Source organism: Caloramator proteoclasticus DSM 10124 (assembly GCF_900129265.1).
In the GTDB taxonomy this organism is placed as follows: Bacteria; Bacillota; Clostridia; order Clostridiales; family Caloramatoraceae; genus Thermobrachium; species Thermobrachium proteoclasticum.
The window spans coordinates 39,181-61,713 of record NZ_FQVG01000005.1 but is presented as its reverse complement, the minus strand read 5'-3'; the positions used below and the strand labels follow the sequence as shown (position 1 = coordinate 61,713).

Genomic DNA, 22,533 nt, shown 5'->3' with positions numbered 1-22,533 from the left:
TGGTCTAATTTATTATACAGTTACTGTCTCAGTTTTTACGCTATCAACCTTCTCCATAGTTATTCCTGTAAATCCATAGAATATTGATACAAGTGGATTAATTAAATTTAAGAAGGCAAATGGTAGGTATGCAAATGGATGTACTCCTAATGTACTAAACATAAATGCTCCACAAGTGTTCCAAGGTATAAGTGGTGATGAAAGTGTACCTGCATCCTCTAAGCATCTTGAAAGATTCTTTGGATGAAGTCCTTTTCTATCAAAGGCATTCTTATACATTCTTCCTGGAACAACTATTGATAGATATTGGTCACCTGCTACAATGTTAGTAAATATACAGGATAATATTGTAACCAAAACAAGGGAACCTGTGCTGTCTGAGAAGGAAAGTAATCCCTCTGCAAGTCTCTCAAGGAATCCTGCCTTTTCCATTATACCTCCAAAGGTCATTGCACAAAGAATAAGCGAAACTGTATACATCATACTCTGCAAACCACCACGTGAAAGTAGTGAATCTACTATTTCAAATCCTGTTTCTGATACATATCCATCATTTAATACATTAACAATTGTACCAATTGATTGATGCTGGAATATTGCTGCAAAAATTGCACCAAGTAAAGTTCCCATAAATAGTCCTGGTATTGCTGGAACCTTCTTTACAACCATTATTATTACCACAATAGGTGGTATAAGTAGCCATATGCTTATTGAGAATTGGCTTGATAATGCATTAAGTATTTGGTTTATCTTTTCATAATCAAGGGACTTTCCTGCGTATTTTGCACCTAAAATTCCATATAGAACAAGTGATATTAGTAGGCTTGGTGCTGTTGTATATATCATATGTCTTACGTGATCAAATAGTGTTGAACCTGCCATTGCTGGTGCAAGATTTGTTGTATCTGATAGGGGTGACATCTTATCTCCAAAATATGCACCAGATATAATCGCACCCGCAACCATTGGTAGTGGAATTCCAAGTCCTTGTCCTACCCCAAGAAGTGCTATACTCACTGTACCTGCTGTTGTCCAAGAACTACCTGTTGCAAGAGAAACTATACAGCAGATTATACAAGTTGCAACAAGGAATACTCCAGGGGATAAAATCTTTAAACCATAGTATATCATAGCTGGAACGGTACCTGATAAAATCCAAGCACCTATTACTGTTCCAATTATCATAAGTATGATAATTGCCTGCATTGACATTGAAATAGTATCTATAATTCCTTTTTCTATGTCCTCCCATTTATATCCAACCTTAACTGCCATTATTGCTGCAACAAGTGCTGCAAATATTAGTGGGATGTGTGGACTTCCCTTAAATTTAATAATTGTAACCGATAAGAATACAACAAGTGCTACAACTGGTATTAATGCCTCCCAAACAGCAGGCCTTCTTGGTACATTTGACATAATTTAACCCCCATCCTTTCATTTTTGTTTTTCTTTAATTTTAGCATTGCAATCTTTTAAATTCAAGAATATTTAAAATATTCTTAATAATTTAAAGTTCGATATAATAAGACAAATAAAACAAAATAAATTGGCACCTCTTTAATTTAATATTTTAGCATACTAAACCGAACATTTAAGATTATACTATTAATTTTATAATTATGCAATAAAAATTATAATATTTTTCTTTTACAATTTCTAAATATTTATGTATTCAACTCTATATTTAATCAACATATTAAACCGACTTTATGGTTATTATAATATTATAGGAATTCATAGCAGATTAGGAGGATTTTTATGGATAGACACACAATTGATTTGTTATCTCTTATTGCTGTAGTGATTGGAGGTGCTAACCTTGGACTTGCTGCATTTCTTGGATACGACCCACTTGCTACTATCTTAGGAGGATATGGAACTTACTATACAAAGGTTGCATTCATAATAATTGGGGTTGCCTCCCTCTGGACTTTTTATGCATACCTTTTAACTCCAGGAGAACAAGAGTGGCACCCAGGTGAAATGTGACATTTTTCATAAATTGCTTAGTATATAACTAATTACCCATACAATCAGCCAATTTATGCAAGTGTATTATGGATTTTAATTAATTTATTAATAAATACCAAAGTAATTTAACCAATAAAATATACAAGCATTGAACTTTCCTTAGTTACAAAAAACTTTCTAAGACATAAGTATTTATTTCATAGGCTTCAATTAATAACGTTGAAATACTTAATAGAGATAAAAAATGTTGGGGTGTACCCAACATTTTTATTTGCATTAATTTTTGTTTTATATCTGATTCAAATATAAATCAATTTTTTATTTTTAATTAATATTTGTTGAATATGTTGTAGATTTCTGAAAACAATTCCTATTATTGGATAATGTCACATTTCACTTGGGTGGCACTATTTTCTACTTATTTTTATTTTCTACTTCCTGGTTTTATATATGGTATTCCTTCTTTACATAGTGGGCAATTATCTGGTTCAAAGGTTTCTAATTCTATCTTTAATGCACTATACACAGGGTATCCTACATCCCCTACTGTTCTATCAACAAGACAGGCTATTCCAACAACCTCTCCACCACATTCCTTAACAACATCTGCAACCTCAAGGGATGATTTTCCTGTTGTTACAACATCCTCTGCAATAAGTACCCTTTCTCCCTTTTTAATTTCAAATCCCCTTCTTAGCTTCATTATACCATCTTCTCTTTCTGTAAAGATGGCCCTTTTATTTAGCTGCCTTCCTATTTCGTAGGCAACTATTATTCCCCCCATTGCAGGGCCTACTACAACATCTATATCTAAATGCTTTATTTTTTCAACAACCTCCTTTACAACCTTCTCTGCCTTATCTGGATACATAAGTACCTTTGCACACTGCATATATCTATTGCTGTGCCTTCCTGATGACAGTAGAAAATGTCCCTCTAATATTGCTCCTGTCTCTTTAAATATATTTATCATAATACCCCTCCTATATTATTCCTCTTATTTCATCTAAAGACTTTATATTTTGCTCTATCATAAATTTTTCAATTCCTTCTATTATTTCAATACTTGCTCTTGGGTTTATAAAGTTTGCTGTACCTATTTGTATTAGATATGCACCTGCCATTATAAATTCAATTGCATCCTTATAGTCAACAATTCCACCAAGCCCACAAACCGGAACATCAACTGCCTTAGAAACCTCATATACCATTCGTAGTGCAATTGGCTTTATGGCAGGGCCTGAATAACCAGCAAATATATTGTTAAATACCGGCTTTCTTTTATATATATCTACCGCCATCCCCTTAAAGGTATTTACCAATGATATGGCATCAGCACCTGCCTCTACACACTTTACAGCCATATCAACAATATCCTCTGCATTAGGAGATAGCTTAACCATAATGGGCTTTTTTGTTACCTCTCTTACCCTATTTACAACCTCTTTTGCTATACTTGATTTTATTCCAAAGTTCATACCACCTTCTTTTACATTTGGACAGGATATGTTTAATTCAATCATATCAATTTCTGTTTTATCTAATATTTCTGCTCCCTTTACATAATCCTCTATGGAGGAGCCTCCTAAGTTTACAATTATTGGTACTTTGAACTCCTTCATCCTTTGAAGGTGTTTTTCTATAAACTCATCTATGCCAGGATTTTGAAGTCCTATGCTGTTTAACATTCCTCCCCTTACCTCGTGTATCCTTACACCTTCGTTTCCTTCCTTTTTGTTTAATGTTAGCCCCTTTGTTATAAGTCCACCAAGCCTTGTTATATCAATTATTCCATCATATTCAACTCCAAATCCAAAGGTTCCCGATGCCACAAGCACAGGATTTTTAAAATCAACTCCACAGAATTTAACATTAAGCACTGAAAACCACATCCGTTCCTTTAAATACTGGTCCATCTACACACACTCTTTTTTTGCCTTCCTTTGTGTTGCAGGTACATCCAAGGCAGGCACCCACACCACAAGCCATCTTATTTTCCATAAGCACATATACAGGTGTTGCATAGATTTTACACATATCAACAACCCGCTTCATCATAGGCTCTGGGCCACAACAAATTACAATATTGTATTCAAAGGGGTTAAATATTTCTGTTATAAATCCTCTGTAGTAGGCTGTATCCCTTTCAGAAGCAATGTGTATATTCTTGCAGTATTTTTTAAACTCATCTATCAGATAAGGACTTTTATTAAATCCTGCATAAAGGTCAACCTCTCCTTCTAACCCCTTTGCAATCTGAAGCATCGGTGCAATTCCTATTCCACCAGATATAAGTGCTATTTTGCCTTTAAACTTTTCAGTATAGAGCCCATTTCCAACTGGCCCTAATACATATACTTTATCTTCTGCCTTTAAACTGCTTAGTATTTTTGTACCTCTTCCCTTTACCTGATAAGCAAACTTTACTATACCATTTTCACTACTATGAACACTTATAGGCCTTGCAAGGATAGGCTCCTCCTCCCAAGCCTTAAGCATATAAAATTGTCCTGCCCTTACATCATCCTCTATTTCCAAACTTAAAACATATATATCATCCTGAACCTTTACATTTGAATAGACTAAAACCTCTTTATATTCCATTTAAAATCTCCTCCCTCATCCTTAATACTTCTTTTCTTGCAGCTACATCAAAATCATCTCCATATTTCTTATAAGCAAGGAGTATTCCCCTTGAGGAATTTACAACTCCACCATTCTTCCCCTTCATAAGCCTTCTTACATCCTCAGAGGTTCCTCCCTGTACACCATAACCTGGTATTAAAAAGAAACTATCTTTATATCTTTCTCGTATAATAGATGCCTCCTTTGTATCTGTGCACCCAACAACAAAGCCTATACTGCTGTACCCACACTCACCTTTATATTCTTCAGCCACTTTATTAAACAAATCTCCTACCTGCTCATATACTCTTCTTCCATTCTCAAGCTTCATCATCTGTATATCACTTGAACCTTTATTGGATGTTTTAAGGAGTAAAAATATTCCCTTTTCCTTCTCCTTTACATAATTTAAATATTCTTCTACGCTGTCTAATCCCATATAGGGATTTAGTGTTATAAAATCCCCCTCAAAGTCCCCCTCAAAGTGTGCCTTTGCATACATTCTTGCTGTACTTGATATATCGCTTCTTTTTATGTCACATATTGCAATTAGTCCCTTTTCCTTTATATATTTTAGTGTTTCTTTATAAACCTTAAGTCCCTCCACTCCAAGCGCCTCATAGTATGCTATCTGCACCTTATAGCAGGCAGATATATCATAAGTTGCGTCAATTATACTTCTGTTGAATTCAAATAAAGCACTATACTCATCCTTATGTTTTTTTATAAATTCTTCTGGTATATAGTGGATTGAAGTATCAAGTCCTACACACACAGGGCCTCTTTCTTCTACAAATTTATATAACTTGTCTATTATCATCCTCATCACCTCTTTTATAAACAACCCTTCCTGCCTTTATTGTCATTACAACTTCTCCAAACAGTTCCATACCATCAAAGGGTGTATTTTTGCCCTTTGAAACAAATCCTTTAGAATCCACCCTATATTTTTTATTTAAATCCACCAAAATAACATCTCCATCAAATCCTGCATCTATTTGCCCCTTATTAAATCCCATAAGTTTTGCAGGATTTTTAGACATAAGCCTGCTTAATTTTTTTAAATCTATGTGTCCATTTTTTACAAGATATGTGTAGCAAACTGAAAAGGCAGTCTCAAGGCCTGAAATGCCTGGTGCTCCTTTTTCTTTATCCTCCCTTGTATGGGGTGCGTGGTCAGTTGCAATTACATCTACATAATCATTCTTTATAGCATATATTAATCTATCTACATCCTCCTTTTCTCTAATTGGAGGATTAACCTTGTAATCATTATCATATAATGCTATATGATGCGGAGTAACCTCACAGGTCACATTTACTCCCTCCTCCTTTGCCCTTATTATCTCATTTATTGATTCCTTAGTACTAACGTGGGCAATGTGGAGAGGTGTTCCTGTAAACTTAGCAAGGGATATGTCTCTAATAGTCATTATGTTTTCTGATAGCCTCGTATCAATCTTTGAAATTTCCTCATCCTCTGCGTGGGAAATTACAGTTATGCCCATCTTCTTTGCCTTCATCATAGCATCCAGCATAACCTTACTTCTTAATACTCCCCTACCGTCATCTGATATAAACCTTGTTGGGAACCTTAATTCATCAAGATGTGAAATATCTTTGCCTTCCATATTTCTTGTAATCGTAACAGTTTGATGTATGTCAATTAGATTGACTTCCTTAGCCTTTGATATGACGTATTCTAAAATATTGCTATTTGAGCAGGGCGGGTTTGTGTTCCCCATTAAGTTTACCCCTGTATATCCTCCCTTTACAGCAGCTAAGCTTCCTGTTAATATATCTTCTTTATAGGTAAACCCAGGATCTCTAAAGTGACAGTGCATATCCACAAAGGAGGGAAGAAGCACAAGGCCCTTCCCATCAACAACTTTACAGTCCTTCTCAATATTTATTCCAACTTCCTTAATTACTCCATTTTCTATATAAACATCTAATATTTCATCCTTATTAAAATCTACAACCCTAACATTTTTAATTAAAATATTCATACTACACCTCCATATTTGAATAAGCCTCATCACAATATAAACATCTATATTCTCCCTTTTGCTTATCGACAAGGTAGAATATATGTTTTATATTAGGCTCAATGGAGGTTACACATCTTGGGTTTTTACATTTTATGATATTAACAACCTCTTCAGGAAGGTTAAGCTTTATCTTCTTTGTTATAACTTCATCCTCTATTATGTTTATTGTTATATTTGAGTCTATCAAGCCTAAAACATCATAGTTTAATTCAATTATGTTTTCTATTTTTATAATATCCTTTCTTCCAAGCTTATTGCTCTCTGCATTTTTAATAAGTGCAACATTATAATCTGCCCTATCAAGACCTAAATATTTAAATATGTGTATTCCAAGACCAGCTTTAATATGGTCAATTACAATTCCATTTTTAATACTATCTATATTAAGCATTTTCTTCCACCCCCAAAAGCTTCATAATAAGTGCCATTCTAACATACATTCCGTACTTTGCCTGTTTAAAATAGCAGGCCCTTTTATCTTCATCTACCTCATAGTCTATTTCATTTACCCTTGGGAGTGGATGCATTATAATCATATCTTCCTTTGCTCTATTTACCTTGTCCATATCAAGTATATAGCTATCCTTAAGCCTTAAATATTCTTCCTCGTTGAAAAATCTCTCCCTCTGAATACGTGTCATATAGAGTATGTCAAGTTCTCCTATTACATCCTCTAATCTTTCAACCTCTACATACTGTATATTATTTTTATCTAATACCTCTTTTCGTATATAATCTGGTACTCTAAGTTCCTTTGGGGATATTAATACGAACCTATTATTTTCATATCTTGACGTGGCCTTAATTAAGGAATGAACTGTTCTACCAAATTTCAAATCTCCACAAAGACCAATTGTAAGATTTGAAAATTGGCCCTTTAGACATTTTATTGTTAATAGATCTGTTAATGTTTGAGTTGGATGTTGATGTCCTCCATCACCTGCATTTATAACAGGGATAGATGAATACATTGAAGCAAGTTTTGGTGCCCCCTCTTTAGGATGCCTCATAACTGCAATATCTGCATAACAAGAGATGGTTCTAATTGTGTCTCTTATGCTTTCTCCCTTTGCAACTGAAGATGAGTTAGGTTCTGAAAAGCCTATAACGCTTCCACCGAGTCTAAGCATCGCTGCCTCAAAACTAAATCTTGTCCTTGTACTTGGTTCATAAAAAAGAGTTGCTAATAGTTTCCCTCTGCAGGCATCCTTAAATCTGCCTTCGTCCTCAATTATCTTTTCTGCCAGTGAAAAGATTTCATCAAGCTCAGAAGTTGTAAAATCCATAGGGTCAATTAAATGTCTTCCCTTTAACACATTATCTCCTCCTTTTTAGCCTCACGGGGCTAATTTAAAGGTATAAAAAAGCCTTCCCCTGTGGGAAGGCATAATACACCCATTGACTTTCTCAACCTTCCCAGCCTCTCTGGACTGTTTTTAAAGGTTTTTATTATAATACCATATTTTTTATTTTGAGTCAATCTTTTTTGAGTTGTTTTATTGTCTCCTGTATTTTTTTCTTATCACTATCACTTATACTATCATCCTTTAATAATTTTTCTAAGTCATCAACTATCTTTGGCTTTTCTAAATACTTATCTGCAAAGGTTTTAAGAAGCTTTGTCATATCATCAGAATCAAGCTTTAAAATCTCCTTCATAAAGGAATCAGGGTTTTTCTTGTATTTATTGTATATTATATCTGTATAGAGCTGTTTTGCTGAACCTGTTAAATTCTTCCCCTGTTCTATAAACTTATTTAAGCTGTTAAAGTCTATTAGGTCAAAACCTTTTATAATTGATAGAATACTTTCCTGTTTTTCCTTATCAATCTTTGATAAATCAAGATTTTCTGATTTTACAATCTTTTTTACGTCTTCCAATTTAATATCTGAAAGTTTGTTTATTGCCTCTATGTTTAATCCATTATTTTTCTCTATGTTTTTATATACAATCAAAAGCCCAAAAGCCAATAATATAAATACTATTAAATTTATTATCCTTTTCAAAATCTCCACCTCCTAAAAAATTATATGTTTAGTAATATTTATATTATACATTAAATATAATTATAGTGTAAGTAATATTAGGAGGTCCTATTATGAATAAGCTCTACAAGGTTGCCTTTGTTCTTGTACTTATTGGTGCAATCAACTGGGGACTTGTTGGATTCTTCGGATTTGACCTTGTTGCTGCAATCTTTGGTGGTGCAGAAGCTGTATTATCAAGAGTAATCTATGCACTTGTAGGTATCTCTGGACTCATCCTAATCTATAACAAATTAGCAAAGAAGTAAATATGGGCCAAAGGCCCATATTTACTTCTTTATTTCATCTCCTACTTTAATAACTCCATTTTCCAAAGCCCTTATAAAAACAGCATTTCTTAAAGGACAATAGGCTTTTTGCTCTACAAGTTCACATTCAGCAAAGCACTCTTTATTCCTTAAAACTACAAACTCTATATCTCCTATTTTAAAATTCTGTCCTTTATTTAGATTTACCACTTCATCAAACAACAGATTATATTTAAAGCGTCTGCTGCATAATCCCTTTAGGTTTATTTTTTCATCAAAATAAATCACACAGTCTAAAACCTCTTTTCCCTTTTTATATGCTCCCTTTATTCCTCCATCCTTTAAGACCTCAACCTGCTCTACCGATAATTGTATCCCCTCTTTATCCTCATATTTTATACATATCAATCTACTCATTTTATCACCTAAAAATAAAATATTTGTTTTGCATCATATCCCATCTGTTTAAATTTTGAATTTAAAAATTCAACTTTATTTATTTTAACTTTTATCATATTAAGCTTAAACGGTAGGTTTACTATATTTTCAAACTTATATCCCTTTAAATCAACAATTTTTTTATATTCATTTGAAGCAAACTCAACAAAATAGGCTTCACCTTCAATCTGCATTCCAAAGAGTTTATTCATACCCTGATACTTATCATATATTGCAATAGAAACCCTATTATTTAAATAAAGATTAGAAAACTTTTCTCCACCCTCCGTTAAGAAATATAGATAGCCATCTTTATAGGTGTATTCAATCGGAGTTGCCCTAACTCCTATTCCACAAGTGGTTAGGATACAGGTTGTATTGCTATTAATATATTCCTCAACAAAAAATTTTAATTTTTCTGTTGGCATCTCTTTTATAACTAATTTGTCCCTTAATACTTTCAACTCCTTTGATAATTTACATATTATTTCTATATTTTGTCCCTCTAATAATATCTCTTTATCTATATCCTTAAATAGTTGTTTTATTGGAGAGGCTAATTCATTTTCTCCTATGATTAAAAATACCTTATGTTTTTGACTTATATCATTTAAATTCTCTATGAAAAATTTTAAAGCATATTCTTCATCACTATCTAAAATAAATACAAAAAAATTTATTAAGTCGAAGTCAATTCCTTGCCCTTCCTTCAAATTAATGCACATAGAAGGTCCTAAAACCTTTGAAATGACCTCTGCCATCTCCCTACTTTTTTCATTAAAATAGGCAACCAAACACCCCTTCAATTTATTACCTCCTAATTAAGTAAAGTATTAAAACATCATCTTCTACTTCTATAGAAAATTCATCAACCATCATACCAACTAAGTTAGTTTCATCTGAAGTATATGCATCTCCGGTTAAATTCCAATAAAGTTCCTCAACTTCTCTATATCTTTGAACTGAAAATATCTTTTCAAGTTTTTGTTTTACTCTTTCTATCTCCTCTTTATCCTTAAGATGCACCCTAAATCTTATTGTGGTTTCTTTATTAAAATCCAATGTAGAAGTTATATGACACGTATCTGTATTTTCTATAAAATATTTGTTAAGCTCATCCATTATCCTTAAAACTTTTTTTCTCTCTTTGCTCAACATTTTTACGCATTTCTCCTTTCACGATAGGCACTTATTAACGGAATTAAAAACATCGCAACAAGCCCACCCGCAAAACCATTGTTATAAAGATTAAGTCCTGCGTGAAGATAGCCTACACTTAATGCCATTGAAACGTGTAAGAATCCTGCAACCATACCCCATATAGGTCCAAATTCTCCTGCTATTGGTGCCAATGTAGTACAGAAAAGCATTGCCAATAACACAGCTGGAGAAGTTAAACTGTGTACATTTAAGTATGAAGATATCGCTGCACCCAATACAACTGGTAACGTATTATTTAAATGTTTTCCCAGAGCAGAAAATCCAACTATTGTAAACAAACCACCTATAATTGGTCCATTTAAATTACTAATTAATAATGTAAAAGACATATATACAATACCCATAATGCCCATATTTAAAAGTGCTACGTCTTCTCCATATAATACTGTAAAATCTGTAACAAGTTTTCCTGAAGTCTTGTTTAATTCCTTTAATTCATCAACTTTTATTTTACCACCAATCTTAATAGAATATAAAATCATAATTAAGAAAGTAAATAGAAGTATAAATTCTACACCTACATCTCTATTATTATACCATAGTAGCCTTTTGGGTATGTCTCCACCAAAGGCTCTTACATTACTAACTAATATCGTAGCTATAAATCCTGCGGTAAGACCAGTATTGTATAAGCAATAGCCCTGATGAAATTTTAAACAATAGGCCGCAAGGGGTGGAAAAATAAATCCAATAAACATAGATATCAATATGCCAAGTATCATACTAAAATAAGGATGAACTATTTCAAGACCTCTAAATTGAATAAGAGTTGGTGAAAGATTTGTTGAGAATATCGCAATAAGTGCATAGTTTAAAAAGCTCTCCCTTTTGTATTTTGAATAGAGCCATACACCAAACATAATCGGCCAAATATTTACTATGTTCTTACCAAACATAGCAAATCCAACACTTGTCCAAATAGCAGCGGTTATTGCACCGTTTGCCTTTGCCTTTAAGATTAGAAAAATTGAAGTATTTATTATACCAATCAAACCAGCATTAACAAAGGTTGCACCTATTCCACCTACTTCAAAGTAGTCTGTTATTAGTATGTCTGGCTCCTTTATAATCCTTCCTAAGCCATAAACTACATTTATTAATCCATCGTGTACAATTCCAAATACAATAAAGCTTAAAAATATGAAAATAAATAGATAATGCAATCTATAATTCTTGTTCATAGAATCCCCCTTTATACCTTTTGATAAAATTATATCACAATTTTAAATATTTTGATATATTTGAAGGGGAATTTAAATTAATTTTTATATTTCAATCATCAAAGGTCACTGGTGATTCAGTCTCTCTACACCATCTTGTTGTTATACATATACTTAAGTTCCTTGGGCAAAACTTACAAATACAACTTACATCTTCACCATTGCATTTTCCCTCTTTAAAATATATGCATTTTTTACAATTACTATTAACCATAATACCACCTCCAAATTTAAAGGGGTTGAACTTCAACCCCTTAACAATAGCTTCTTCCACCAATTCTAAATCCTCTATAGTCCTTGTTTATTTCGAAATCATTTATAAGGAAGGCAAACTCATTATCAGCCACAAACTTTACTCCTTCATACTCAAATACATCATCATTTTCACGTTGTTCATCCAGAACAACTCCAAACCTTGGGCCTCCTCAACCAAAACCCTCTAATGATATTCTAACAGCTGTTTTTCCTCTTTTTTGAAGTTCATCCTTTAGTTCCTTTAAAACCTCATCTTTTATTTTAACCCTCATACTACACCTCCGTCTATTCATTTTCGTAATAAATAATCATTTTCTATTATTTTATTTAATTATATCACATTATCATAATATTTGAAGCCTTAAAAATTTTAGTGTCAAAAAACAGTGAGGATTATCCTCACTGCAGCTTTATTCTTTTACCCCTACTTGTTTGTCTATCTGATTTAGGTATAGTTAAGGTTAGTATTCCATCCTTATATTCTGCTCTTGCCTCCTCTGCCTTTACCTCTGCTGGAAGAGGCACCACTCTTGAGAAACTACCATAATATCTTTCAACTCTTCTTAAATTTTCATCCTTATACTCATCTGACTTTTTAAACTCACCAGAAATTCTTACCTCTTCATCATAAACAACAATGTCTAAATCATCCTTTGATATGCCAGGTATTTCTGCCTTAACCTTAACTTCATTTTCAGTTTCGATTACATCTATCCTTGGTCTTTCAAAATCTTCAAAGGAAAATAGACTATCCATTTGTCTTCTCAGTCTTTCTATTTCTCTAAAGGGTTCAATAGGTTTTAAATACATAAAGCTGCACCTCCTGTTTGTTATTTCTGAATTTATTTTTTGGAGGGTGCAGCTCTATTAAACAATTAAATTTAGGCTAAAAAAGTTAATTTTTGTAATAATTTTATAGAATATAAAATTGCCAAGATAAGGGGTTGATGAAGCAAATATATTTCAAGAGACCTTCTGCTTATAAATTCAATACATTTAGATTTAACTTCAAAGGGTAAAATTCTATTTCCTCTTTTATATACTAATCTAAAAATAAATATTCCAAGTATATAGTAGATGATGTATGGGAAAATAGGATAATAATCCACCGATACAAATCCATAATATGTAAAACCAAAGGGAATTAAAAAAGGGTTTGTTATCTTTATACTCTGAGTAATTCTATATAGAAAATAGGATATTAATTGAATTAATATTAGCCAATAAGTATTTAACTTGTTTAAAACAACTGAAAGCAAAGTCATAGTAGCTAAAAAATGTAATATACCAAACCTTATATACTCTTCTTTAAAAAAGATAAAGGAAATAATTGTTATAATTGATGCAAATATATAAAGTTTTAAAGCTTTTTTAATTGGACTTTTACCTAAGTTGCTACTTATTCCAGCTACTATGATAAAAAGCAATCCCGATACTTTCCCTATATAACACCAAAACCCAACTTCATAGTTAATATCTATACCCATAAACTCATTTAAATCATAGACTATGTGAAAGATGACCATAAGTAAAATTGCTATAAATCTAAATAAATCTATTTCTGTAATTCTTTTATTTTATCATACCCTTTTTTAATTATACCGCAACTCTACTCCATCTTCCACATTTATCTCCAAAATAACCTATTTTAAATTCTCCTTCTTTTAATTCTACGACCTCACACATATTTGAACACCCGTTGCACTTAAACGTATTTGGCATTATCAAAGTATTGTGAATTCCAAAACCTCTAAAGGATGTTTTTTTGTTTAAAACTACCTGTTCCTTTGCCAAAATTGCTGCACCTATTGCTCCCATAACATCATAATGTTCTGGTACAAAGACCTCCATATCTAATAGTTCTTCAAAGGCCCTTTTCATACCTATATTTGCTGCAACCCCACCCTGGAAGAAAACTTTAGGCTTAATGTTTTTACCCTTTGCAACATTGCTTATAAAATTTCTTGCAAGTGCACTACAAAGTCCTGCTATAATATCAGAAACATCATATCCTAACTGCTGTTTATGTATCATATCCGATTCAGCAAATACAGCACATCTTCCTGCTATTCTAACGGGATTTTGAGATTTTAGAGCATACTCTCCAAACTTTTCAATCGGTATTTCAAGCCTCTCTGCCTGCCTATCCAAAAAGGAACCTGTACCTGCTGCACAAACAGTATTCATAGCAAAATCAGTAACTACACCATTTTCAATAGTTATTATTTTACTATCCTGTCCTCCAATTTCTATTATTGTTCTTACCTCTTTGTCTAAATTGACTGCTGCAACTGCGTGGGATGTAATTTCATTTTTTGCAATATCTCCACCTACTAAAACCTTTGCTAAGTATCTCCCACTTCCTGTTGTTCCAACTGCCTTTATATCACCATCTTTAAAAAATTCACTTAAAATTAAAAGCCCCTCTTGAATTACCTTGATTGGCCTTCCCTTTGTTCTTAAATAAAGTTTATGTACTAATTTTAAATCTTCATCAAGTACAACTATATCTGTACTAACCGAACCTACATCTATTCCTAAATACACATCCTTTTCCTCCCCTCTATCAAATCCAAAAAGGCTTCAATTCTTGTATAGTAACCAGCTTCTCCCGTCATTTCATCTACTACTAAAGAAAGAATTGGTATATTGTATCTTTTCTCTATATCAGGTAGTATCGCCTTAGACACAATCTCCGGCATACATCCAACGGGAAAAATTTGTATAAGACCATCAAATCGCATTTTATAGTTTAGCATTGCTTCTCCTACACACTCCTGTGCGTGTCCACCTATACACATTCCTAAATAATGCTTTGCCTCTTTATATATAGGGCTTCTATTTATTTTAAGTGCAGATAGTGCAGTATTTTTGACCCACCAACTTGGATAAAGGGTTCTTTTTGTTGATACACCTAAATTCATAAGAATATCCTCTATGTATAAATTGGATAGTGAGTCAATTATTGTGTATATTTCACCTATAATGCCTATTTTTATTGGTGTTTTAAAGTTATCTATTTCTATCCTATCCACTTTGTCTTTATAATTTTCTAATACCTTTAAGGTACCTTCTGCTCCCTTTGATTCTATTGCTTCTCTTTTTACATCCTTTAAAAGTTTTGAAAATTCACCTTTGTTTTTTTCATAACCAGCAAAAAATCTACATTCTTTTTCTATTTCATCTATTAAATTGATTGCCTTTAGGGCCATATTTAGAGCCTTTATCTTTTTATAGATTGAAAGCCTGCTATCCTTTGCAACACTACTTAATCTATTTAAAAACTCTTTTATTCCTATTTTTGATGGCTCATCTATTACAATAAAATTTATCTGCCTTCCTAAGGACATAAGCACCTTCTTTTGAAGTTCACAATATTCTCCAAATCTACAGGGCCCACAGCTTCCTGTTATAAGAACAGTATCTGCACCCTTTTCTATACTTTCTATATAATTCCCAATCATTATCTTAAAGGGAAGGCAAATATCATCAGGAGAATGTAGACACCCTATTTCTAATGTCTTTTTAGTAGAGATTGGGGGGATTGTGTATTCAACATCAAGTGCATCAAATAGTACCTTAGCTGCAATATATGTATTACCCAAGTGAGGAAATGTTATATTCATTTTTTGACCTCCTCTTTAATAAATCGATGAATGCTTCTATTCGTGTATCGATACCTGCTTCCCCTGTATGCTCATCAATCTTAAGCACAAGATATGGAAAACTACCTATATCCTTTTTAATCAAGTCTATCGAAAAGGAATCTATACCACACCCAAAAGAGGAAATATATATAATTCCATCTATTTTTCCTGTTTCAACAAGAGAAATTGCACAGTTGTATGTGCTTCTTAAAAAGGTCCAAAATGGTTTTTTAATCAATCTATAGGTATAATCATATGGTTCTATATTATCCTCCGTGAATACTTCTACCCCATTTTGATGTAGCTTTTTTGCCAAATTCATATTAATAAAATCATCGTAGATTAAATAAGGATGCCCAAGCAACAGTACTCTTAAATTAGGGTTAGATATGCTTGTTTTGTTATATTTGTATATATTGCTCTTAAAACCCTTATATGCCCTTTTAAATTTTTCTTTATCAACTCTAAAGGTTTTCGAAAAGTTGTATAGGGAATTTCTTAAAGTCTTTTCATTGTAGGCTGTTATTGTTGGGCAAATTATGTTTTTAATATCAAGTGAGTACTTAACCATTTCAGGTAAACCACAAAATTTAGGACATATAAACTCATTTTTATTTAATTTCATTATCCTTGGGACTAAAACTATATCACACCTATCCCTTAAATATTCAACGTGACCGTGAAATATCTTAACAGGCAAACAAGCCTCGTCTACGCAGTTTAATACTCCAAGGTCAAGTATTTCCTTATTAGTTTTAGGACTTACAACTGTTGTAAACCCAATAGTGTTTAAAAATTCCTGTATTGCATCACGATATTTTATATTCAAAAGTCCATTTGGGATTCCTATAATCATATCATCACCCTTATATCAAAATTCCTTATAAATTGTTCCCCAAAATCACAACTTTTATACAAAAAAGAGTGCCAAAAGGCACTCTTTACTCTCCTTCAACCTCTATCATAATAGGACAATGGTCTGAGCCCATAACATCAGTTAGTATCTTTACATCCTTTACTTTATCTATAAAATTCTTTGAAACAAAATGATAATCAATCCTCCATCCTATATTTTTTTCTCTTGCTTTAAATTTATAGCTCCACCACGTATACTCAACCTTTTCGGGATAAAAATATCTAAAGGTATCTATATACCCATTTTCAATAAACTTGTCTATCCAAGCCCTCTCAATGGGCAAAAATCCTGAATATTTTTCATTTGCCTTTGGATTTTTAAGGTCAATCTCCCTGTGGGCTGTGTTATAATCACCACAAATTATAAGTCTTTTGCCCTTTTCAACTTCGCTATTACAATAGTCTAATACTGCATCATAAAATCTTAATTTATAATCCAGCCTTTCATCACTCATCTGCCCATTTGGAAAATATATATTTAAAAGAGTAAACTCATTAAACTCTGTTATAACTATTCTGCCCTCTTTATCGAACTCCTCAATTCCTATACCATATTTAACCTCGTTAGGTTGAATCTTTGTGTATGTAGCAACACCACTATATCCTTTTTTATCTGCAAAGCTAAAATATGAAAAATACCCCTCGATATTCTTTAATTCGTCCTTTAGCTGATTTTCCTGTAGTTTTGTTTCCTGTATACATAAAATATCTGGATTTTCTTCCTTTATCCATTCAAAAAAATTCTTTTGAGCAATTGCTCTAAGTCCATTAACATTCCAAGAGTAAATCCTCATATCATCACCCCAATCAAAATTATATATTAATGTTACCAAATAAATACTCAAAAGAAAAGGCACCCTTTGGCGCCTTTTACACTCTAATTCCATTTATGAGTTTTAGACATTTCTTCATCTGTTTTTAGGAAATAATCATACCGTATCACATTTTTACTTGAATAACCATACATAATTGGATCATCAAAGGTAACATCAACGTGAAGCCAAGCATCTCCTACCTTTACTTTGTTCCAAGCGTGACCTTCGCCATCTGATGTACCAACTACTATTATAGAATCTATTCCAAAATACTTTGCTAATCTTTGAAAGGCCGATGAATACCCACCACATATAGCCTTATTTGTTGTTAGTGCATAGTATGCGTGGGAGTCCCTTGCATATTGCTGTTCATCACCTGTTTTTAGGAAATCAACGTCATAACTTAAATTGTAGGCAATATAGTCGTGAATAATTTTTATTTTTTCCTCAATAGTATTTGCCTCATTTACTTTTGTTTCAATTTTTGAAGCAGTATTTTTTATTACATCATATAGCCCTAAATTCATCTTTAAAATTTCCTGTTTAGGTAGTGAATATCCAAAATATATTGTCGTCCCCATAGAGTCTGAAGAATATCTTATTTGTCTAAGATATGCAAAATCAGAATATGAATAAAGTACATCCTCTAAAGCAGCCGATAGAATTTTAATATCACCAGAGTAAAGGGATTTATCTATAAATATTGAACTTTTACCCTCAAATATCGCCTTTGCAATTTCATAGTTAAGTTTATCATTTGATTCCTTATGCTTATCCAAAAGAAAAAAATCTAACCTCTGTAAATATGATTGTTGATCTATTGTAGCTTGTCCATTAATTTGATTTAAAATAGATGTATTTTGTACTTTTTTATAATTTATCTTTAATGAATATCCTACAAAAACCCTTTTCTTTTTACTAATACTATAATGTTTTGTTACCCTTATATTTTCAACATTATTAATATCTTTTGTTGTATTTATTGCTCTATTTAGAGCAGCATCTGTTATTTTTTCAGTATATCCATTGGCGGATAACACTATAATCGGAGCCTTTTTTTTCATCTCTAAATTTAAAACTGTTGTATACTTATTTGTTAGTAAACCTACAGGGCTAATTTTTGCAGCATAAACCTTTTTGTTATTTATAGCACTAAATGTTTTAGTAGAAGGGACGTTAGAAATCAATGTAGTAAGCAATATAATCATAAGAAATACTACATTAATTTTAAAGATTTTTTTCATCCCACCACCCCTTTTTATTTTATTTAATTATTATTTTAAATAAATTAATTTTTATATTCAATATTCTGTACACATTATTAACAATGTAATTTTAAACTTAATATCACTTTTTTTCATTAATTAGAATATATTAGTATTAGTTAGGATTTTAAGAGGTGATTATATGCCATTATCCGATAGAGAATTATTCGCAAGGCTTATAAAATGCGAAGCAGAAGGTGAAGGCGAAATTGGTATGAAGGCTGTAGCAACTGTTGTTATGAATAGAGTACACGTAAGTTACGGTGAATATTTTAGAGTCTGCCAAGGTAGTCTTCGCCGTGTTATACTTCAGCCCTTTCAGTTTACTTGTGCATTAACTACAGTATATGGACAATATAATCCACAAAATATATATAATATGCGTCCTGATGATTTTCACTATCAAATCGCAGACTGGGCATTATCGGGAAATAAACTATCAGGACTTGGAAGAGCTTTATGGTACTATAACCCATATAGTTCAGTATGTGCAACCTATTTTCCTAAAACAAAAACAGGAATATACGTAACGAGAATTGCTCAACACTGCTTCTATAATCCAACGCCTTTGTATGCAAAAACTTGATATAAGGAGGTCTTTTATGAGTAAAAAAAATTCTAATGAACCTATACAAGAGAAGAATACAAATTTAGAGGCTGAACCAGTTTATTTTGTTCCAACCTTCTACCGCTATCCTTGCCCATTAGTTGATGACAGACAAGAGGATCTAACATTCCAACCTGTTAATCCAGATGAAGATCCCACACTAAAAAACATAAACTTCACTCAAGCATACTTAAGAACACAAATTGGTAAAAAGGTAAAGATAGACTTTTTAATTGGAACTAACCTTTTTATTGATAAGGAAGGGATTCTACTTGAAGTTGGTGTAAGCTATGTTGTAATAAGAGAAACTACTTCAAATGCAAAAGTTATGTGTGATTTTTATTCAATAAGATTTGTAACAATATTTGAATAGCAAAACAAAGTGGCTAACAAAGGTAATATCATACCTTTGTTAGCCACTAAAAATTACGCACCCTTTTCTTCTTTACTCTTTTTAGTTAGTCCTATTATTTCAAAAATCTTCTTTGCTCTTTCTTTAGTTGAACCATCTAATGTAATGTATGGCACATTTTCAGCATCTAAGAAATGCTTAACCGCCTCATCTACCTTTATAGCAGTCTCTTCATCCTGCCATCTCACTCCATCCCTTTCATATCCAAATTCTCTTGGCAGGAAGAATATATAATCGTACTTTGGAAGGTCTCTTATTGCAAGAGCATAAAGGTCCTTTAAGATTTCAATCTCTTTTGTTGTTCTTTTTTTGTTTCCAAGCATAAACCTTCCATAAATGTAAGGTAGAAATGTAGCATAGTCTGTTATAGCATAGTCAAACACTTCAAGTTCATTTTCAAGCCTTGCTTGGCCAAGATAGATGCCATATTGTTCAGCAAGGTGTTCAATCATTCCCTTGTCCTTAAGATACTCTGTTGAATATTCTGTTGCACATCCAACATTTAGTCCCATTATCTTCATTTCAGCATATAAATATTGGATAAGTGTTGTTTTTCCACATCTTGGACCACCGATAATTGCTATTCTTACAGGCACTTCACTCACTCCATAACTTAATTTTTGTTTTAGAAAAAAGCAATTTCTATTATATCAGCTTAACTTCATACATTCAATAACGAAAATTATTTTATTAATTTTTTTTATAATTTGTTATACAAAGATTAAATTTTTACTCTTCTCTTCTTTTTGGTGGTAGTGGTCCAAAATATTGATATAAATAACAAAGTAGTTTACCATTGTATAATTTCCTGTTTTTATCCGCCTTCCTACCAAACAATTTTTCAAAATCTAAATGATTTGTCAATACAAAATAGGACCAAGAATCTAATTTACTAAATACCTCTCCCATCTTTTTATAAAGCTTTTCAACCTGTCTAATCTCACCTATTCTTTCACCATAGGGAGGGTTACATATAATACATCCATATTTTTTCTTAGAACTTAACTCCTCCATAGGAAGCTTTTGAACAAAAACTAAATCTTCAACTCCTGCCCTTTTTATATTTTCCCTTGCAACCTTTAGAACCTTTCCATCTATATCTTGACCTAATAACTTAAACTCTAAATCATTTATTTCACTCTTTGCTCTATCTCTAATCTCCTTCCATATCCTTTTATCTATATGGTTCCAGTTTTCTGCATCAAATCCTCTATTTAAGCCTGGTGCAATATTTTTACCTATTAATGCAGCCTCAATTAAAATTGTTCCAGAACCGCAGAAGGGGTCAATTAACTGCCTGTCAGGAGTCCATTTACTCAAAATAACCATTGCAGCCGCTAAAGTCTCCTTTAATGGTGCCTCTCCTGCCATAGTTCTATATCCTCTTTTATGTAGTCCTATACCTGATGTATCAAGGCTTATTGTTGCTATATCCTTTAATATTGCAACCTCTATTTTATATGTAGGCCCATCCTCCTCAAACCAATCGGTTTTGTATTTTCTCTTCATTGCCTCAACAACAGCTTTTTTTACAATTGCCTGACAGTCTGAAACACTAAAAAGCTTTGATTTTACAGACTTTCCTATAACGTGCATCTTTGCATTTTTAGGTAAAAAATCAGGGAAGTTTATTGATAGTGTTCCTTGAAAAAGATCTTCAAAGGTTTCTGCCTTAAACTCATTAAGCTTTATGTACACCCTATCTGCTGTTCTTAAATATATATTAAGCTTTGCAATATCTTCATCTTTTCCCTTTAAGGTTACTTTTCCGTTTTCCACCTTGTAGTCGCTATATCCTAATTCTTTAAGCTCGCTTGCTGTAACTGATTCTATTCCAAATGCAGTAGTTATTACTATATCGTACATCTTATCTCTCCTTTTTCAAATTTCTTAATATATCATATCCTAAAAATAACTTATTTTGCAATATTAATGATAATAGTGTAAAATATCTTACGAGGTGATTAAAATGGGAGAAGCTGTTTTAAAATATTTTTTGCATAATGGAAAGGAATATGAAGTAAATAATTTTGATAACATATACAAGGAAGTATCTCCAAGTATATATGAAGTTATAAGATTAATAAATGGTAAACCAATATTTTTAGAAGACCATATAGAAAGGTTAAACAACTCTGCAAAACTTTTAAATGTTGATTATTTTGCTCATATTGAAAAAATTAGGCAACAGATAATACAATTAGCTAAGCTAAACAACATTCAAAATTATAATGTAAAGATTGTTGTAAACAACTTTGATAATCCTGACGTATACCTATTTTTTATAAAATCAGTCTATCCTTCAGAAGATGCCTATGAAAATGGAGTTAAAACAACACTTTTTAAGGCTATTAGAGAAAACCCTAATGCCAAGGTTATAAACGCTGCATTACGCGAAAAAATAAATAGACACCTTGAAGAAAATAATTTATACGAAGCTATCCTTGTAAATAACAATGATGAAATAACAGAGGGGAGCCGTTCAAATATATTTTTCATAAAAGGAAATACATTATACACCGCACCTAAAGAGGATGTTTTAGTTGGGATTACACGAATAAAGGTTATCGAGATTGCTAAAAGATTAGGACTTGAGGTTGTGGAGGATAAAATAAAGGTAAACCAAATAGATGAGTTTGATGCCTGCTTTTTAACAGGAACTTCACCAAAGGTGTTACCTATATCACAAATTGATAATAAAGTCTTTAATGTAAAAAATTCTGTTCTTAAAAAAATAATGCAAGAATACGATAAAATGCTTTAAAAATTGCCACTTATGTGTCTTTTCACATAA

28 protein-coding genes are annotated in these 22,533 nt (G+C 32.2%); 5 read left to right on the top strand and 23 right to left on the bottom strand.

The window, feature by feature from the left end:
* Positions 1–12 precede the first annotated feature (12 nt).
* Positions 13–1,419 (bottom strand): Na+/H+ antiporter NhaC, encoded by a 1,407-nt coding sequence (gene nhaC, locus BUB63_RS02455; protein ID WP_073247823.1) that lies wholly within the window; start codon positions 1,417–1,419, stop codon positions 13–15.
* A 342-nt stretch (positions 1,420–1,761) separates the two neighbouring features.
* Between nhaC and BUB63_RS02450 the strand changes: the two genes are divergently transcribed.
* Positions 1,762–1,992, top strand: coding sequence for a DUF378 domain-containing protein (locus BUB63_RS02450; protein ID WP_073247822.1), 231 nt, complete (start codon positions 1,762–1,764; stop codon positions 1,990–1,992).
* 406 nt (positions 1,993–2,398) lie between these two features.
* Here BUB63_RS02450 and pyrE read toward each other — a convergent pair whose 3' ends face one another.
* From pyrE to BUB63_RS02410, 8 genes are all read right to left on the bottom strand, one after another.
* The gene (gene pyrE, locus BUB63_RS02445) at positions 2,399–2,947 is read right to left on the bottom strand and encodes an orotate phosphoribosyltransferase (RefSeq protein ID WP_073247821.1); all 549 of its coding nucleotides are present in this window, start codon (positions 2,945–2,947) and stop codon (positions 2,399–2,401) included.
* A gap of 10 nt (positions 2,948–2,957) precedes the next feature.
* Entirely contained in the window at positions 2,958–3,854 is an 897-nt protein-coding gene (locus BUB63_RS02440) for a dihydroorotate dehydrogenase (protein ID WP_073247820.1), read from the bottom strand.
* On the bottom strand, positions 3,847–4,578 hold the full coding sequence (locus tag BUB63_RS02435) for a dihydroorotate dehydrogenase electron transfer subunit (RefSeq protein ID WP_073247819.1): 732 nt from the start codon (positions 4,576–4,578) through the stop codon (positions 3,847–3,849). Before BUB63_RS02435 ends, BUB63_RS02440 begins: the two co-directional genes overlap by 8 nt.
* Entirely contained in the window at positions 4,568–5,419 is an 852-nt protein-coding gene (gene pyrF, locus BUB63_RS02430; RefSeq protein ID WP_073247818.1) for an orotidine-5'-phosphate decarboxylase, read from the bottom strand. Before pyrF ends, BUB63_RS02435 begins: the two co-directional genes overlap by 11 nt.
* On the bottom strand, positions 5,397–6,608 hold the full coding sequence (locus tag BUB63_RS02425; protein WP_073247817.1) for a dihydroorotase: 1,212 nt from the start codon (positions 6,606–6,608) through the stop codon (positions 5,397–5,399). The genes pyrF and BUB63_RS02425 overlap by 23 nt, the downstream gene beginning before the upstream one ends.
* A gap of 1 nt (position 6,609) precedes the next feature.
* Positions 6,610–7,041 (bottom strand): aspartate carbamoyltransferase regulatory subunit, encoded by a 432-nt coding sequence (locus tag BUB63_RS02420; protein WP_073247816.1) that lies wholly within the window; start codon positions 7,039–7,041, stop codon positions 6,610–6,612.
* Complete coding sequence (gene pyrB / locus BUB63_RS02415) at positions 7,034–7,966, bottom strand: aspartate carbamoyltransferase (RefSeq protein WP_027307799.1); 933 nt, start codon at positions 7,964–7,966, stop codon at positions 7,034–7,036. Before pyrB ends, BUB63_RS02420 begins: the two co-directional genes overlap by 8 nt.
* Before the next feature lie 160 nt (positions 7,967–8,126).
* Complete coding sequence (locus BUB63_RS02410; RefSeq protein WP_073247815.1) at positions 8,127–8,657, bottom strand: hypothetical protein; 531 nt, start codon at positions 8,655–8,657, stop codon at positions 8,127–8,129.
* 92 nt (positions 8,658–8,749) lie between these two features.
* Here BUB63_RS02410 and BUB63_RS02405 point away from each other — a divergent pair, with 92 nt between their 5' ends.
* Positions 8,750–8,944 (top strand): DUF378 domain-containing protein, encoded by a 195-nt coding sequence (locus tag BUB63_RS02405; protein ID WP_027307797.1) that lies wholly within the window; start codon positions 8,750–8,752, stop codon positions 8,942–8,944.
* Positions 8,945–8,965: 21 nt separating this feature from the next.
* On the opposite strand, the gene BUB63_RS02400 is transcribed toward BUB63_RS02405, so the two are convergent.
* The 12 genes from BUB63_RS02400 to BUB63_RS02350 form a co-directional block, all read right to left on the bottom strand.
* Positions 8,966–9,361 carry a hypothetical protein gene (locus BUB63_RS02400; RefSeq protein ID WP_073247814.1) on the bottom strand — a complete coding sequence of 132 codons (396 nt, stop codon included), beginning with the start codon at positions 9,359–9,361 and terminating at the stop codon, positions 8,966–8,968.
* A gap of 8 nt (positions 9,362–9,369) precedes the next feature.
* Positions 9,370–10,188: a pyridoxamine 5'-phosphate oxidase family protein gene (locus BUB63_RS02395; protein WP_073247813.1), complete on the bottom strand. Its 819-nt coding sequence runs from the start codon at positions 10,186–10,188 to the stop codon at positions 9,370–9,372.
* 4 nt (positions 10,189–10,192) lie between these two features.
* Positions 10,193–10,540 carry a hypothetical protein gene (locus tag BUB63_RS02390; RefSeq protein WP_073247812.1) on the bottom strand — a complete coding sequence of 116 codons (348 nt, stop codon included), beginning with the start codon at positions 10,538–10,540 and terminating at the stop codon, positions 10,193–10,195.
* Between the two features lie 2 nt (positions 10,541–10,542).
* Complete coding sequence (locus BUB63_RS02385) at positions 10,543–11,784, bottom strand: DUF1576 domain-containing protein (protein WP_073247811.1); 1,242 nt, start codon at positions 11,782–11,784, stop codon at positions 10,543–10,545.
* A 91-nt stretch (positions 11,785–11,875) separates the two neighbouring features.
* Entirely contained in the window at positions 11,876–12,037 is a 162-nt protein-coding gene (locus tag BUB63_RS13705; RefSeq protein WP_200790136.1) for a hypothetical protein, read from the bottom strand.
* A 440-nt stretch (positions 12,038–12,477) separates the two neighbouring features.
* Positions 12,478–12,888 (bottom strand): Hsp20/alpha crystallin family protein, encoded by a 411-nt coding sequence (locus BUB63_RS02380; RefSeq protein WP_073247810.1) that lies wholly within the window; start codon positions 12,886–12,888, stop codon positions 12,478–12,480.
* 71 nt (positions 12,889–12,959) lie between these two features.
* Positions 12,960–13,604, bottom strand: coding sequence for a heparan-alpha-glucosaminide N-acetyltransferase (locus BUB63_RS02375; RefSeq protein ID WP_084106435.1), 645 nt, complete (start codon positions 13,602–13,604; stop codon positions 12,960–12,962).
* Positions 13,605–13,674: 70 nt separating this feature from the next.
* Positions 13,675–14,625, bottom strand: coding sequence for an acyl-CoA dehydratase activase (locus tag BUB63_RS02370; protein ID WP_073247808.1), 951 nt, complete (start codon positions 14,623–14,625; stop codon positions 13,675–13,677).
* Entirely contained in the window at positions 14,616–15,704 is a 1,089-nt protein-coding gene (locus BUB63_RS02365) for a 2-hydroxyglutaryl-CoA dehydratase (RefSeq protein WP_073247807.1), read from the bottom strand. The genes BUB63_RS02370 and BUB63_RS02365 overlap by 10 nt, the downstream gene beginning before the upstream one ends.
* Positions 15,676–16,581, bottom strand: a complete 906-nt coding sequence (locus tag BUB63_RS02360; RefSeq protein WP_027307788.1) for an acyl-CoA dehydratase activase-related protein — start codon at positions 16,579–16,581, stop codon at positions 15,676–15,678. Before BUB63_RS02360 ends, BUB63_RS02365 begins: the two co-directional genes overlap by 29 nt.
* An 85-nt stretch (positions 16,582–16,666) precedes the next feature.
* Positions 16,667–17,434, bottom strand: coding sequence for an exodeoxyribonuclease III (locus BUB63_RS02355; protein ID WP_073247838.1), 768 nt, complete (start codon positions 17,432–17,434; stop codon positions 16,667–16,669).
* A gap of 83 nt (positions 17,435–17,517) precedes the next feature.
* Positions 17,518–18,699: a transglutaminase domain-containing protein gene (locus BUB63_RS02350; RefSeq protein WP_073247806.1), complete on the bottom strand. Its 1,182-nt coding sequence runs from the start codon at positions 18,697–18,699 to the stop codon at positions 17,518–17,520.
* Between the two features lie 163 nt (positions 18,700–18,862).
* Here BUB63_RS02350 and BUB63_RS02345 point away from each other — a divergent pair, with 163 nt between their 5' ends.
* Both BUB63_RS02345 and BUB63_RS02340 read left to right on the top strand, forming a co-directional pair.
* Positions 18,863–19,306, top strand: a complete 444-nt coding sequence (locus BUB63_RS02345; protein ID WP_027307785.1) for a cell wall hydrolase — start codon at positions 18,863–18,865, stop codon at positions 19,304–19,306.
* A gap of 16 nt (positions 19,307–19,322) precedes the next feature.
* Positions 19,323–19,700: a hypothetical protein gene (locus tag BUB63_RS02340; RefSeq protein WP_073247805.1), complete on the top strand. Its 378-nt coding sequence runs from the start codon at positions 19,323–19,325 to the stop codon at positions 19,698–19,700.
* A 53-nt stretch (positions 19,701–19,753) separates the two neighbouring features.
* On the opposite strand, the gene BUB63_RS02335 is transcribed toward BUB63_RS02340, so the two are convergent.
* Both BUB63_RS02335 and BUB63_RS02330 read right to left on the bottom strand, forming a co-directional pair.
* The gene (locus BUB63_RS02335) at positions 19,754–20,335 is read right to left on the bottom strand and encodes an AAA family ATPase (RefSeq protein ID WP_073247804.1); all 582 of its coding nucleotides are present in this window, start codon (positions 20,333–20,335) and stop codon (positions 19,754–19,756) included.
* 133 nt (positions 20,336–20,468) lie between these two features.
* Positions 20,469–21,605, bottom strand: coding sequence for a THUMP domain-containing class I SAM-dependent RNA methyltransferase (locus tag BUB63_RS02330; RefSeq protein WP_073247803.1), 1,137 nt, complete (start codon positions 21,603–21,605; stop codon positions 20,469–20,471).
* A 103-nt stretch (positions 21,606–21,708) separates the two neighbouring features.
* Between BUB63_RS02330 and BUB63_RS02325 the strand changes: the two genes are divergently transcribed.
* Positions 21,709–22,503 (top strand): aminotransferase class IV, encoded by a 795-nt coding sequence (locus tag BUB63_RS02325; RefSeq protein ID WP_027307782.1) that lies wholly within the window; start codon positions 21,709–21,711, stop codon positions 22,501–22,503.
* The last annotated feature ends 30 nt before the right edge of the window (positions 22,504–22,533 follow it).